The sequence below is a fragment of the Halomonas beimenensis genome (assembly GCF_002549795.1).
GTDB lineage: Bacteria > Pseudomonadota > Gammaproteobacteria > Pseudomonadales > Halomonadaceae > Halomonas > Halomonas beimenensis.
On sequence record NZ_CP021435.1, the window covers coordinates 3472493 to 3484928 of the forward strand.

Annotated in this window: 13 protein-coding genes; 2 read left to right on the top strand and 11 right to left on the bottom strand. The window is 68.3% G+C overall.

Going from position 1 to position 12436, the window contains the following annotated elements; all coding sequences use genetic code 11:
- Positions 1–115: 115 nt before the first annotated feature.
- From thrC to ffh, 9 genes are all read right to left on the bottom strand, one after another.
- Positions 116–1504 (bottom strand): threonine synthase, encoded by a 1389-nt coding sequence (gene thrC, locus BEI_RS16115; protein WP_097790476.1) that lies wholly within the window; start codon positions 1502–1504, stop codon positions 116–118.
- 240 nt (positions 1505–1744) lie between these two features.
- Positions 1745–3061 carry a homoserine dehydrogenase gene (locus BEI_RS16120; protein WP_097790477.1) on the bottom strand — a complete coding sequence of 439 codons (1317 nt, stop codon included), beginning with the start codon at positions 3059–3061 and terminating at the stop codon, positions 1745–1747.
- A gap of 80 nt (positions 3062–3141) precedes the next feature.
- Entirely contained in the window at positions 3142–3879 is a 738-nt protein-coding gene (locus BEI_RS16125; protein WP_097790478.1) for a DsbC family protein, read from the bottom strand.
- A gap of 3 nt (positions 3880–3882) precedes the next feature.
- Entirely contained in the window at positions 3883–4785 is a 903-nt protein-coding gene (gene xerD, locus BEI_RS16130; protein ID WP_193765127.1) for a site-specific tyrosine recombinase XerD, read from the bottom strand.
- Positions 4786–4896: 111 nt separating this feature from the next.
- Positions 4897–5253, bottom strand: a complete 357-nt coding sequence (gene rplS / locus BEI_RS16135; RefSeq protein ID WP_097790479.1) for a 50S ribosomal protein L19 — start codon at positions 5251–5253, stop codon at positions 4897–4899.
- A gap of 154 nt (positions 5254–5407) precedes the next feature.
- Positions 5408–6160 (bottom strand): tRNA (guanosine(37)-N1)-methyltransferase TrmD, encoded by a 753-nt coding sequence (trmD, locus tag BEI_RS16140; RefSeq protein WP_097790480.1) that lies wholly within the window; start codon positions 6158–6160, stop codon positions 5408–5410.
- A gap of 17 nt (positions 6161–6177) precedes the next feature.
- Positions 6178–6729: a ribosome maturation factor RimM gene (gene rimM, locus BEI_RS16145; protein ID WP_097790481.1), complete on the bottom strand. Its 552-nt coding sequence runs from the start codon at positions 6727–6729 to the stop codon at positions 6178–6180.
- Positions 6730–6767: 38 nt separating this feature from the next.
- Positions 6768–7016 carry a 30S ribosomal protein S16 gene (rpsP, locus tag BEI_RS16150; protein ID WP_097790482.1) on the bottom strand — a complete coding sequence of 83 codons (249 nt, stop codon included), beginning with the start codon at positions 7014–7016 and terminating at the stop codon, positions 6768–6770.
- A 214-nt stretch (positions 7017–7230) separates the two neighbouring features.
- On the bottom strand, positions 7231–8631 hold the full coding sequence (gene ffh, locus BEI_RS16155) for a signal recognition particle protein (RefSeq protein ID WP_097790483.1): 1401 nt from the start codon (positions 8629–8631) through the stop codon (positions 7231–7233).
- A 238-nt stretch (positions 8632–8869) separates the two neighbouring features.
- On the opposite strand from ffh, the gene BEI_RS16160 reads away from it, so the two are divergent.
- Positions 8870–9670 carry a cytochrome C assembly family protein gene (locus BEI_RS16160; protein WP_097790484.1) on the top strand — a complete coding sequence of 267 codons (801 nt, stop codon included), beginning with the start codon at positions 8870–8872 and terminating at the stop codon, positions 9668–9670.
- A 58-nt stretch (positions 9671–9728) separates the two neighbouring features.
- Positions 9729–11015, top strand: coding sequence for an HlyC/CorC family transporter (locus tag BEI_RS16165; RefSeq protein ID WP_097790485.1), 1287 nt, complete (start codon positions 9729–9731; stop codon positions 11013–11015).
- A 2-nt stretch (positions 11016–11017) separates the two neighbouring features.
- On the opposite strand, the gene BEI_RS16170 is transcribed toward BEI_RS16165, so the two are convergent.
- Both BEI_RS16170 and BEI_RS16175 read right to left on the bottom strand, forming a co-directional pair.
- Positions 11018–11680, bottom strand: a complete 663-nt coding sequence (locus BEI_RS16170) for a 1-acyl-sn-glycerol-3-phosphate acyltransferase (RefSeq protein WP_379802357.1) — start codon at positions 11678–11680, stop codon at positions 11018–11020.
- 35 nt (positions 11681–11715) lie between these two features.
- A complete protein-coding gene (locus BEI_RS16175) occupies positions 11716–12333 on the bottom strand; it encodes a TetR/AcrR family transcriptional regulator (protein ID WP_097790486.1) in 618 nt (205 codons plus the stop codon).
- Between the last annotated feature and the right edge of the window lie 103 nt (positions 12334–12436).

Sequence of the window (12436 nt, forward strand, 5' to 3'; positions counted from 1 at the left end):
GGAGTGCCGGACCACCGAGGAGGCGCTGTCACCCCATCCCTGGCGAAGGGCTTCCTCTGCGGCCTGCCCCCGGCGCCCCTCACTGCTTTTCACTTCCGGCTTAAAGCTTACGGCTTTAACGGCGGTGCTCGGCGACGTATTCCTGCACCGCCTCGAGGGCGGCGGGCAGGACGGCGTAGCGCTCCTCGCGCTCCAGCAGGTCGTCCATGTGCGGCGGCAGCGGCACCCCGGGGAAACCGGCCTTGACCACCGCTTCGGCGAACTTGGCCGGATGGGCGGTCGCCAGGGTCACCATGGGCACGGCGGCATCGCCCCGCTCGCGCTCGGCGGCGCGATAGCCGGTGGCGGTATGGGGGTCGAGGATCTCCTGGGTGCGGTGATGGGCCTCGCGGATGACCTCCAGGATGGTGGCATCGTCGGTGCTGTGGCTGGCGAACTTCTCGCGCAGCCGCGCCAGCGGGGCGTCGGCGAGCGCGGCAGGCTCGTGCTGGAAGCGCTCCAGCAGCTCGGCCACGGCCGTGCCGTCCCGCTCGTAGGCCTCGAACAGCAGGCGCTCGAAGTTCGAGGACACCACGATGTCCATGGACGGCGCCAGGGTGGCGACCAGGTCCCGCTTGGAGAAGTCGTTGTCGGTCAGCGTCCGGTGCAGGATGTCGTTGGCGTTGGTGGCGATGACGAAGCGCTCCACCGGCAGCCCCATGCGATGGGCCATGTAGCCGGCGAAGACGTTGCCGAAGTTGGCCGAGGGCACGCAGAAGCTGACCGGGCGATGCGGCGCGCCCAGCGCCACGGCGGAGGCCACGTAATAGACGATCTGGGCCATGATGCGCGCCCAGTTGATCGAGTTCACCGCCACCAGGCGAGTGCCGTTCAGGAATCCCTGGTCGGCGAAGCTGGCCTTGACCATGGCCTGGGCGTCGTCGAAGTTGCCCTCGATGGCGATATTGAAGACGTTGTCGGCCAGCACCGTGGTCATCTGGCGACGCTGGACCTCCGAGACCCGGTTATGCGGGTGGAGGATGAAGATGTCCAGGTTGTCGCAATGGCGGCAGCCCTCGATGGCCGCCGAGCCGGTGTCGCCCGAGGTGGCCCCCATGATCACCGCGCGCTCGCCGCGCTTCTTGAGGAAGTGATCCAGCAGTCGGCCGAGCAGCTGCAGGGCCACGTCCTTGAAGGCCAGCGTGGGGCCGTGGAAGAGCTCGAGCAGGAAGTGGTTGGCATCGAGCTGGTTGAGCGGCACCACGGCATCGTGGCTGAAGGTGGCATAGGCCTCGTGGACGATGGCGCGGAAGGTGTCGTCGTCGATCTCGCCGCCCACATAGGGCTTCATCACCCGGAAGGCGATCTCGGCATAGGAGCAGCCGGCCATGTCGGCGAGCTCCTCGGGGGTGAGTTGGGGAACGGTCTCCGGCACGTAGAGGCCGCCGTCGCTGGCCATGCCGGTGAGCACGACCTCCTCGAAGGACAGCGCGGGCGCCTGCCCGCGGGTACTGATATAGCGCATCATTCGGTTCCTTTGCTCGCTCGGGGCTGATCCGGCGACAAGCCGCGAGGAGGCGCTGTAAACCCTTCCCTGGGCGCTACCGATGCCATCCCTGGCATAGGACCTCCTCTTCGGCTTGCCCCCGGCGCCCCTCGCTACAGAAAGCGGCGACAGCCCTGGGCCGCCACAAGCCCTTCAGAATCCGCTGATTGTCTCTTCCAGCTTCAAGCTTATGGCTTACGGCTCCGGGCGCAGCCCGGCTTATTCGTGCTCGTCCAGGGCCTCGACCCGGATCCGCGTCACCGGACCGGCGATGTCGGCCATGGACTCGATCTTGCGGATCGCCTCGTTCATGTGCCGTTCCCGGGTGCGGTGGGTCAGCAGGATGATCGGCACCAGCTCGCCCTCGGTGGCTTCCTTCTGGATCAGCGCCTCGATGGAGATGCCCTCGTCCGAGAGGATGGTGGCGACCCGAGCCAGCACGCCGGGACGGTCCACCGCCAGCAGGCGCAGGTAATAGGCGGTGCTGATCTCCTCCATGGCCAGGATCTGCGGCTGGTCGTCGCCCTCGCCGATGCCGCTGAAGGCCAGGTAGGGCACCCGATAGTGGTGGTCGGTGGTGATGTCGCGGGCCACGTCGAGGACGTCGGCCACCACCGCCGAGGCGGTGGGCTCGGCACCGGCACCGGCGCCGTAGTAGAGGGTCGGCCCCACGGCGTCCCCCATCACGGCGATGGCGTTCTTGACGCCATGGACGTTGGCCAGCAGCCGTTCCTTGGGGATCAGGGTCGGGTGCACGCGCAGCTCCAGGCCCTCGTCGGTGCGCTTGGAGATGCCCAGGTGCTTGATGATGTAGCCCAGGTTGTCGGCCTGCTCCACGTCCTCGGCGGTGACCCGGGAGATGCCCTCGGTATAGGCCTTCTCGAACTGCAGCGGCACGCCGTAGGCGATGGAGGCCAGGATGGTCAGCTTGTGGGCGGCGTCGATGCCTTCCACGTCGAAGGTGGGATCGGCCTCGGCATAGCCCAGCGCCTGGGCCTCGGCGAGCACGTCCTCGAAGGCCCGGCCCTCGTCGCGCATGTGGGTGAGGATGAAGTTGCCGGTCCCGTTGATGATGCCGGCCAGCCATTCGATGCGGTTGGCGCCCAGCCCCTCGCGCAGCGACTTGATCACCGGGATGCCGCCGGCCACCGCGGCCTCGAAGGCCACGATCACGCCCTTCTCGTGGGCGGCCTGGAAGATCTCGTTGCCGTGCACCGCGATCAGCGCCTTGTTGGCGGTGACGACGTGCTTGCCGTTGTCGATGGCCGTCAGCACCAGTTCCCTGGCCACGTCATAGCCGCCGATCAGCTCCACCACCACGTCGATGTCGGGATTGGCGGCGACCTCGAAGACGTCCTGGGTGGTCTTGATGCCGGTGACGTCACACTCGGGATTGGGGGTGCGGTAGGCCACCTGCTCGATGACGATGGGCCGCCCCGCCCGACGGGCGATCTCGTCGGCGTTGCGCGTCAGCACGTTGAAGGTCCCGCCACCGACGGTGCCCAGGCCACAGATTCCCACTCTCACCGGTTTCAATGTCATTCCCCTCGTTCTGGCGTGTGTCTCAGCGTTGGTGGGGCAAAGGCCCCGCCACCGGCGCTTGCGTGGCGCGGTGGTCAGTCGTGCAGGCCCAGCATGGCCGCCAGGCGTTCCGCCGGCACGTAGCCGGGCACCAGGCGTCCATCGGGCAGGACGATGGCCGGCGTGCCCTGCACGCCGAGCTCCATGCCCAGATGATACTGTGCCTCGACCGGATTGTCGCAGGCCGCGTCACCCTCGAAGGCCTCTTCCCGCTTGGCCGCGGCCATGGCCTCGCTCGGATCGTCCGCGCACCACACCCGCTGCAGTTCCCGTGCCCCCGGCGAGTTCATGCCGGCACGGGGAAAGGCCAGGTAGTCGACCCGGATGCCCAGCTCGTTGAGCCGGGGCACCTCCTGGTGCAAGCGGCGACAATACGGGCAGGTGGTGTCGGTGAAGACCGTGATCCGGGCCCGAGGCTCGTCGGCGCCTCGGAAGCTCACCCGCTGCGCATCGGGAATCGCCGCCAGGCGGGCGGCGCGCTCGGCGTTGCGGGCCTGCTCCGAGAGGTTCACCAGTCCCCCCTCGGCATTCTCGTAGAGGTCACCGACCAGGAAGTAGCTCCCCTCGTCGTCGGTATAGAAGCGCTCGCCGGTTTCCAGGCGCACCTCGTAGAAGCCCGCCAGGGGGGTCGTCTCGACCCGTTCCACCGGCAAGGGGCGACCGTCGACCCGGAGGGTCTCGGCCAGTCGCTGGGCGGCCTCGTCCTGGGCCAGGGCAGGCAACGCGAGCGCGGTGAGGAGGGCGGCGCCCAGGGCGCGGAAGGTTGATGTCATGAGTCAGCCTCGAGGATGGTGATCGGCGTGCAGGGCCTCCAGCCGGGCCTGCGCCACATGGGTATAGATCTGCGTGGTCGACAGGTCGCTGTGACCGAGCAGCAGCTGTACGACACGCAGGTTGGCCCCATGATTCAACAGGTGGGTGGCGAAGGCGTGTCGCAGGGTGTGCGGCGACAGCGGCCGGTCGATGCCGGCGGCTCGCGCATGTGCCTTGATGCGGTGCCAGAAGGCCTGCCGGGTCAGGCAGGCGTCGCCTCGCCCCGGGAACAGGGCCGGCCGGGTCACGTCCTGCATCAGGGCCCCGCGGCTGGTGCGCAGGTAGCGAGTGAGCCAGTCCACGGCCTCCTCCCCCAGAGGCACCAGTCGCTCCTTGTCGCCCTTGCCCCGGACCCTTACCACGCCCTGGCGCAGGTTGACGGCATCGGTGGTCAAGCCGACCAGTTCACTGACCCGGAGCCCGGCGCCGTACAGCACCTCGAGCATGGTGCGATCCCGCAGCCCCAGGTCGCTGTCGACGTCCGGGGCCGCGAGCAGTCGTTCCACCTCGCCCTCCTCCAGGGTATCCGGCAGCGACGGCCGCACCCGAGGCAGGCGCACCTCGGCCAGGGGATCATGGTCGAGACGCCCTTCGGCCAGGGCCCATCGATAGAAGCGGCGCAGGCTCGACAGCAGCCGGGCATTGCTGCGCAGTCGGTAGCCGGCCACCCGGCGTTCCTCCAGCCAGTTCGGGAGGGTCTCGCTTCCGGGATCCAGCAGCCTCCGCTCGCCCTCGGCGAGCCGGGCCGCCCAGGCCATGAGATCGCGCCGATAGGCGGTCAGGGTATGGTCGCTGGCCCCCTGCCCCAGCCAGAGGTCGTCGAGGAAGGCCTCCACCAGGGCCCCGGGCTCGTCGTCGATCGTCACCGCCTTCCTCCCTGTCCGATAACGACGAAACCCCGCCCCGCGGGTGCGGTGACGGGGTTTCGCGATCGGTGCGTGGCGCGCCACGTCACCGCATGCCGGCAGGCAATCGCCTTAGGCCAGCTTTTCCTTGATGCGGGCGGACTTGCCGCTGCGCTCGCGGAGGTAGTAGAGCTTGGCCTGGCGCACGTCGCCGCGACGCTTGACGCTGATGGAGTCGACCAGCGGGCTGTAGGTCTGGAAGGTCCGCTCGACGCCGACGCCATGGGAGACCTTGCGCACGGTGAAGGCGGAGTTCAGGCCACGGTTGCGCTTGCCGATCACCACGCCCTCGAAGGCCTGGAGGCGCTCGCGGTTGCCTTCCTTGACCTTGACCTGGACGACCACGGTGTCGCCCGGGGCGAACTCCGGCACGTCCTTGCTCATCTGCTCGGCCTCGAGCGCCTGGATCACCTTGTTCTTGCTGCTCATGACGATAACTCCTCGATAACGTTCTTTGACTCGCCGGTCCGGCTATGGATGGCCGGCGAATCGTGATCCCGGCGCCCGAGCCAGGCTCGAGAGCGCGGGAGTGCTGTTGGTGACACAGGTCCGTCGCCTTTCGGGGACGTCCTGCACCTCCGCCTCACTCGGCGTGTTCCTCGATGAACTCCTCGAGCAGGGCCTGCTCCTCGGCGGTCAGCTCCCTGCCCTCCAGCAAGTCCGGCCGCCTGAGCCAGGTCCGCCCCAGGGACTGCTTCAGCCGCCAGCGCCGGATGGCGCCATGGTGACCGCTGAGCAGAACCTCCGGCACTCGCCGCCCGTCGATGACCTCGGGGCGAGTGTAGTGCGGACAGTCCAGCAGCCCGTCGTTGAAGGAGTCCTCGACCGCGGAATCCTGATGGCCCAGCACCCCGGGCACCAGCCTTGCCGCGGCATCGATCAGCACCATGGCCGGCAGCTCGCCGCCGCTGAGCACATAGTCGCCGATCGACCATTCCTCATCGATGTCGGCCTCCACGACCCGCTCATCGATGCCTTCGTAGCGTCCGGCCACCACCACCAGGGGGGGACCCGATGCCAGTGCCTGCGCACCACGCTGATCCAGCCGCCGCCCCTGGGGCGACAGGTAGACCACCCTGGGGCGTTGCCCCGTGACGGCCTCGGCCCGCACCCGGGCGTCGTGGATGGCCGAGCGCAGGGTGTCGACCTTCATCAGCATCCCCGGGCCGCCGCCATAGGGGCGATCGTCCACGGTGCGATGCCGGTCGGTGGCATAGTCCCGGGGGTTCCAGAACTCCAGGGCGATGCGCCCCTTCTCCACCGCTCTGCCCGTCACGCCCTGACGGGTCAGGGCCTCGAACATCTCGGGAAACAGCGACACCACGCCGACCCACATCGCCGCCTCGTCCCGGCTCAAAAGTCCGGATCCCAGTCGACGGTCATCTCCCCGGCCTCCAGGTCGACGTCCTGCACGACCTCGCCGGGCAGAAAGGGCAGCAGCCGCTCGCGATCATCGACGGCGTCCTCGCCCCGTCCCTTCACGACCATGACGTCGTTGGCGCCGGTCTCGAACAGGTAGTCGATGCGCCCCAGCACCACGCCGTCGCGGGTCACGACCCGCAGGCCCTCCAGCTGGTACCAGTAGTAGTCGTCCTCGCCCTCGAGCTCGGGCAGCTCGGCCTTGGGCAACAGCACCTCGGCGCCGGCCAGGGCCTCGGCCTGACTGCGATCCTCGACGCCCTCCAGGCGGGCCACCAGGCCCTTGCCATGCAGGCGTCCCTGGGCGAGACGATGGCGCTCCAGCCGACCATGGTGGCGAAGCACCCAGTCACCGTACTCGAGGATGCCTTCCATGGGGCTGGTGTATGAGTACACCTTCAGCCAGCCCTTGACGCCGTAGGGGCTGGTCAACTTCCCCAGCACCACATGGTCGTCGGCCTGGCCTTGCTCGACGCTCGCGCTCATCGCCGGTCCTGCGTCAGACATTCGGGCCGTCAGGCGCTTCAGGCCTGCTTGCGGGCTTCCTTGACCAGCTCGGCGACGCGGCCGGACAGCTGGGCGCCCTGATCCTGCCAGTGCTTGACGCGATCCAGATCGATGCGCAGACGCTCTTCCTGGCCACGGGCCACCGGGTTGAAGAAGCCCAGGCGCTCGATGAAACGACCGTCGCGCGCTTTGCGGGAATCGGTCACGGTCAGGTGGTAGAAGGGACGCTTCTTGGCGCCACCACGTGCCAGACGAATGGTAACCATGCGTTGACTGTCCTTCGGTTGAGTTTCGGAGGTTGTCGGTCGGGGCCGAAGCCCTCGACAATCGGTTCGGCCGCACACCGCAGGCGCGCCGCCGGGTCGTTCGGTCACGACGATGCCCGCGTCGCGCCGCGGGCCTGCCAGTGAAGACGCCGCATTCTACGGAAATCTCCCCGGCTTGGAAACCTTTTTGGCCAGACCGCCCGGCACGGGCGGCTCAGCGCCAGGGCATGCCGCCCGGGCCGCCCATGCCGCCGGGACCACCGGGGCCGCCGCCGCCCATCATGCCGGACATGCCGCGCATCATCTTCTGCATGCCGCCCTTCTTGCCCGCCTTCTTCATCATCTTCTGCATCTGCTTGTGCTGCTTGAGCAGGCGATTGAGGTCGGGCACCTGCAAGCCGGCGCCGGCGGCGATGCGGCGCTTGCGCGAGCCGTTGATGATCTCCGGCTTGCGCCGCTCCTGGGGCGTCATGGAGTTGATCAGCGCCTCGAGCTTGCCGAGCTCCTTCTCGGGACCCGGCCCCTGGGCCATCTCGGCCATCTGGCCCATGCCGGGCAGCTTGCCCAGCAGGCCGCCCATGCCGCCCATCTTCTTGAGCTGCTGGAGCTGGTCGCGGAAGTCCTCGAGGTCGAAGCCGTCGCCCTTCTTGACCTTCTTGGCGAGCTTCTCGGCCTTGCCCTTGTCGACGGTGCGCTCGGCCTCCTCGATCAGCGACAGCACGTCGCCCATGCCGAGGATACGCGACGCGACCCGGTCCGGGTGGAAGGGCTCCAGGGCATCGACCTTCTCGCCCACGCCCATGAACTTGATCGGCTTGCCGGTGATGTGACGCACCGAGAGGGCGGCCCCGCCCCGGGCGTCGCCATCGGCCTTGGTGAGGATCACCCCGGTCAGCGGCAGCGCCTCGTGGAAGGCCTTGGCGGTGTTGGCGGCGTCCTGGCCGGTCATGGCGTCGACCACGAACAGCGTCTCGTCCGGCGATACCGCCCGGTGCAGGGCCTGGATTTCGTCCATCATCGCCTCGTCGATGGCCAGGCGGCCGGCGGTATCGACGAGCACCACGTCGTGGAACTGGATCTTGGCGTGCTTGATCGCCGCCTCGGCGATGGCCACCGGCTGCTGGTCGCTGCGCGACGGGAAGAACTCGACCTCGACCTCCCCGGCCAGGGTCTCCAGCTGGTCGATGGCCGCCGGACGGTAGACGTCGGTTGACACCACCAGCACCTTCTTCTTCTCGCGCTCGCGCAGGTAGCGCGCCAGCTTGGCGACGGAGGTGGTCTTGCCCGCCCCCTGCAGACCCGCCATCAGTACCACGGCGGGCTTGCCCTTGAGGCTCAGGCCCTCGTTGGCCTCGCCCATGATCGCCTCGAGCTCCTGCTGGACGATCTTGACGAACTGCTGGCCCGGCGAGAGGCTCTTCGACACTTCCTGGCCCACGGCGCGCTCGCGCACCCGGTCGATGAAGGCCTTGACCACCGGCAGGGCGACATCGGCCTCCAGCAGGGCCCGGCGCACCTCGCGCAGGGTATCCTTGACGTTGTCCTCGGTCAGGCGGGCCTGACCCTTGATCGATTTGAGCGTCTGGGACAGACGATCACTGAGATTCTGGAACATGGGCCTCTCCGCAAACGATGGCCGGAAGAACCGCCGGATTGGACCCCCCGTGGCGACACGGGAGAGGGGTTCTCCTGCAATGGCCCGAAATTATACGCCTTGTGGCCACGACTCTCCATGGCACCGGCCTCCCCGGGCGGCCGAGCGCTGCGGCTGTCCGCCGCCAGGAGGATTCGGTATAGTGGCCGCTCCATTTCCATCTCGTCAGGCGCTGGCGAAGGCGCACGGATAGCAATCGATGCACGCGCTCCCACTTGCGGTCATGGCCTTCATCCTCTACCTCGCGGCCGCCTCCTGGCAGGGGCTGGTCCTGGCACGGCGGGTGCCTCCCCGGGCCGCCCTGGTACGCAGTTTCGGCGCACTCGGGCTGCTCTGCCACCTGCCGCTGGCGGTAGGACTGCTCACCCAGGGCGAGACCCTGCTGCCGGGAGTGACCACCAGCGCGGTTCTGGCCAGCGGGCTGGCGGTCCTGGTGCTGCTGGGGGTGAGCCTGTTCAAGCCGGTGCTCAATGTCGCCACGGGCCTGTTTCCCCTCGCCGGGGTGACCCTGCTGCTGGCCACCGGCATGCCGAGCCCGGAAAAGGGTACCGGCATGACCCCGGGCATCGCCCTGCATGCCCTGAGCGCGGCGCTGGCCTTCGCCCTCCTGGCCATCGCCGCCATCCAGGCCGTGCTGCTCGGGGTGCAGAACCAGGCCCTGCGCCATCATCATTTCCGGGGCGTGGTGCAGTCGCTGCCGCCGCTGACCACCATGGAGCGCATCCTCTTCGAGTTGGTCTGGGCGGGCATGGCCTTGCTGACCCTGTCCATCGCCAGCGGCTTCCTGTTCGTCGACGACATGTTCGCCCAGCACCTGATCCACAAGACGGTGCTGTCACTGGCCGCCTGGGTGCTCTTCGCCGCCCTGCTGGCCGGTCATCACTGGCTGGGCTGGCGGGGCCTGCGCGCGGTGCGCTGGACCCTGGGCGGCTGCCTGTTACTGCTGCTGGCCTACTTCGGCAGCAAGTTCGTGCTGGAGGTCCTGCTGGCGCGTCCTTGACACCGCCCGGCACCCTCCCTACAACTCAAGCCTGATACGCGATTGAGGATCCTTAGACTTGAGCGACGACTTCCCTCTGGGATTGCTGTTCGGCCTGCTGCTGCTGCTCATCTGCCTTTCCGCCTTCTTCTCGAGCTCCGAGACCGGCATGATGTCGATCAACCGCTATCGCCTGAGCCACCGGGCCGGCGGGGGCGAGCGTCGAGCCCAGCGCGTGCTGCGCCTGCTGGGGCGGCCTGGCCGGCGGATCGGCGTCATCCTGATCGGCAACAACCTGGTCAACAACCTGGCGGCGGCGATCGCCACCGTGCTGGCCATCCACTTCTTCGGCGAGGTGACCGGGCCGGCGGTGGCGCCCCTGATCCTGACCATCGTGATCCTGATCTTCGCCGAGGTCACACCCAAGACCTACGCCGCGGTGAAGCCCGAGCGCATCGCCTACCCGGCCTCCATGGTCCTGGAACCGCTGCTCAAGCTGCTCTATCCCCTGGTATGGCTGGTCAACGCCATCTCCAACGGCCTGCTGCGCCTGCTCGGGGTGAAGACCCTGGAAGCCGGCGGCGACAACCTGACCCGGGACGAGCTGCGCACCGTGGTCCACGAAGCGGGCCCGCTGATTCCCCGCCGCCACCAGGCCATGCTGGTATCGATCCTGGATCTCGAGAACGTCACGGTGAACGACATCATGGTCCCCCGCCACGAGGTGATGGGCATCGACCTGGACGACGACCTGGACGACATCCTCACCCAGATTCGCACCAGCCAGCATACCCGAGTGCCGGTCTACAAGGGGGACATCAACAACATCATCGGCATGCTGCATCTGCGCAACGCGGCGCGCTTCCTGTCACGCGGCGAGGTCACCAAGGCGGCCATCGTCCAGGAGGCCCGGGAGCCCTACTTCATTCCCGAATCGACGCCGCTGCATACCCAGCTGCTCAACTTCCAGAAGCAGAAGCGGCGCATCGGCATCGTGGTGGACGAATACGGCGACGTGGAGGGGCTGGTGACCCTCGAGGACATCCTCGAGGAGATCGTCGGCGAATTCACCACCGACGTGGCCGGCCAGGACCAGGAGATCCACCCCCAGGAGGACGGCAGCCATGTCATCGACGGCACCGCCAACATCCGCGACATCAACAAGTCCCTGGGCTGGCACCTGCCCACCGACGGCCCGAAGACCCTCAACGGCCTGATCCTGGAGCATCTGGAGTCCTTCCCCGACGGCCCTGCCTGCCTGCAGATCGGCGCGGTGCGCATGGAGATCCTCGAGGTGCGCGACAACCTGATCACCTCGGCGCGCTGCTGGCAGGCGGTGCGCCGCCCGGTTGTCGCCCAGGCCTGAACTCAGCGTCCGGCGACCCAGTCGTCGGCCTCGGCCTTGAGCGCCCGGACCCGCGCCTCGACCCGGGATCGCTCGGCGGCCCCGACGGGCAGCGGCTCGCCGAAGAAGAGGGCCACGCGGGCCCGGAAGCGACGCGGCAGCTTGGTCAGGGCCCGGCCGCCATGATGGGAGGTCCAGGACCCCCAGAGGCCAGCCAGGCCCGCCGGGACCACCGGCACCGGGTCCCGCGCCAGGATCAACTCCAACCCCCGACGGAAGCGGTGCACCTCGCCGTCCGGCGTCAGCCGCCCCTCGGGGAAGAGCATCACGACCTCGCCGGCGCGCAGGGCCCGGCTGACCTGCTCCAGGGCCCGGCGCAAGCCGCCCGGATCGCTGCGCTCGGAGTCCACGGGAATCGCGCCGACCAGCTTGAACAGCCAGTGCAACCAGGGGGACTCGTAGATCGGACGATCCATCAGGAAGCGCAAGGGGCGCGGACTGGCGCCACCCACCACCATGGCATCGACGAAGCTGACGTGATTGCAGACCACCAGGGCGGGCCCCTGGGCCGGGATGTGATGACGACCGCGGAAGCGCAACCGATAGAGCAGGTGGATCGCCAGGAACACCAGTCGGCGCAGGGCCCGCCGAGGGGAGCGCATGCCCCAGGCCAGGGCCGCCACCATCAAGGCGACCGGCGCCCCCCATGCCAGCAGCCCCTTCAAGGCGCCGCGGACCTCGCCGTCAGCCCCGCGAGCATGGTCGTCAGCAGCTGATCCAGTAGCTCGTCCACCTCCAGCGGCTCGCTCTGCCAGTAGCCCAGCCGCTCGTTGAGCCCCAACTGCACCAGGCCATGGACGCTGCCCCAGAGGGTCCGGCCCAGGCGGCGCGCCTCGAGGTCGTCCAGCGCCGGCTGGTACTCCTTGAGGGTGTTCTCCACTCGCAGGAAGAGGGCCTCGATCATCTCGTTCTGGCGCTGATCCAGCTCACCCTCCTGGGCGAGGGGATAGTCGAACAACAGCTGCCAGCGGAAGGCATCGCGACGGGCGAACTCCCAGTAGGCCCGCGCCAGCGCCTTGAGCCTTTCCTCGGGCGTCGGCTCGGCGAGCAGGGGATCGATGGCGGCGCGCAGGCGCGCCAGGGACTCGATGTTCACGTGCTGGAGCAGGTTGTGGAAGCTGCCATAGAGCTTCAGCAGGGTGCTCGGGGCGCAGCCGACCTCCCGCGCCAGGGAGCGCAGCGACAGCGTATGGACGGGCTGCTCCTGAAGCCAGGCGTCGCAGGCCGCCATCACCTGGGCATGAAGGGCCTCCGGGGCGTGCTGTCTGGGACGAGCCATCGACTTCCTCACGGGACGGGGAGAGAACGGAACGGCATTACCGCGGCGGGCAGTGACGACGAGACTTATCGAAAACACTGTTTCCGCTAGGATATCGCGCCTG

What these genes read in the sequence shown, in the direction of transcription:
- BEI_RS16125 (WP_097790478.1), bottom strand. Translation starts at nt 3,879, where the DNA reads ATGACATCAACCTTCCGCGCCCTGGGCGCCGCCCTCCTCACCGCGCTC.
- rplS (WP_097790479.1), bottom strand. Translation starts at nt 5,253, where the DNA reads ATGAGCAGCAAGAACAAGGTGATCCAGGCGCTCGAGGCCGAGCAGATG.
- thrC (WP_097790476.1), bottom strand. Translation starts at nt 1,504, where the DNA reads ATGCGCTATATCAGTACCCGCGGGCAGGCGCCCGCGCTGTCCTTCGAG.
- rpsP (WP_097790482.1), bottom strand. Translation starts at nt 7,016, where the DNA reads ATGGTTACCATTCGTCTGGCACGTGGTGGCGCCAAGAAGCGTCCCTTC.
- rimM (WP_097790481.1), bottom strand. Translation starts at nt 6,729, where the DNA reads ATGAGCGCGAGCGTCGAGCAAGGCCAGGCCGACGACCATGTGGTGCTG.
- BEI_RS16170 (WP_379802357.1), bottom strand. Translation starts at nt 11,680, where the DNA reads ATGGTGGCGGCCCTGGCCTGGGGCATGCGCTCCCCTCGGCGGGCCCTG.
- trmD (WP_097790480.1), bottom strand. Translation starts at nt 6,160, where the DNA reads ATGTGGGTCGGCGTGGTGTCGCTGTTTCCCGAGATGTTCGAGGCCCTG.
- BEI_RS16175 (WP_097790486.1), bottom strand. Translation starts at nt 12,333, where the DNA reads ATGGCTCGTCCCAGACAGCACGCCCCGGAGGCCCTTCATGCCCAGGTG.
- ffh (WP_097790483.1), bottom strand. Translation starts at nt 8,631, where the DNA reads ATGTTCCAGAATCTCAGTGATCGTCTGTCCCAGACGCTCAAATCGATC.
- BEI_RS16160 (WP_097790484.1), top strand. Translation starts at nt 8,870, where the DNA reads ATGCACGCGCTCCCACTTGCGGTCATGGCCTTCATCCTCTACCTCGCG.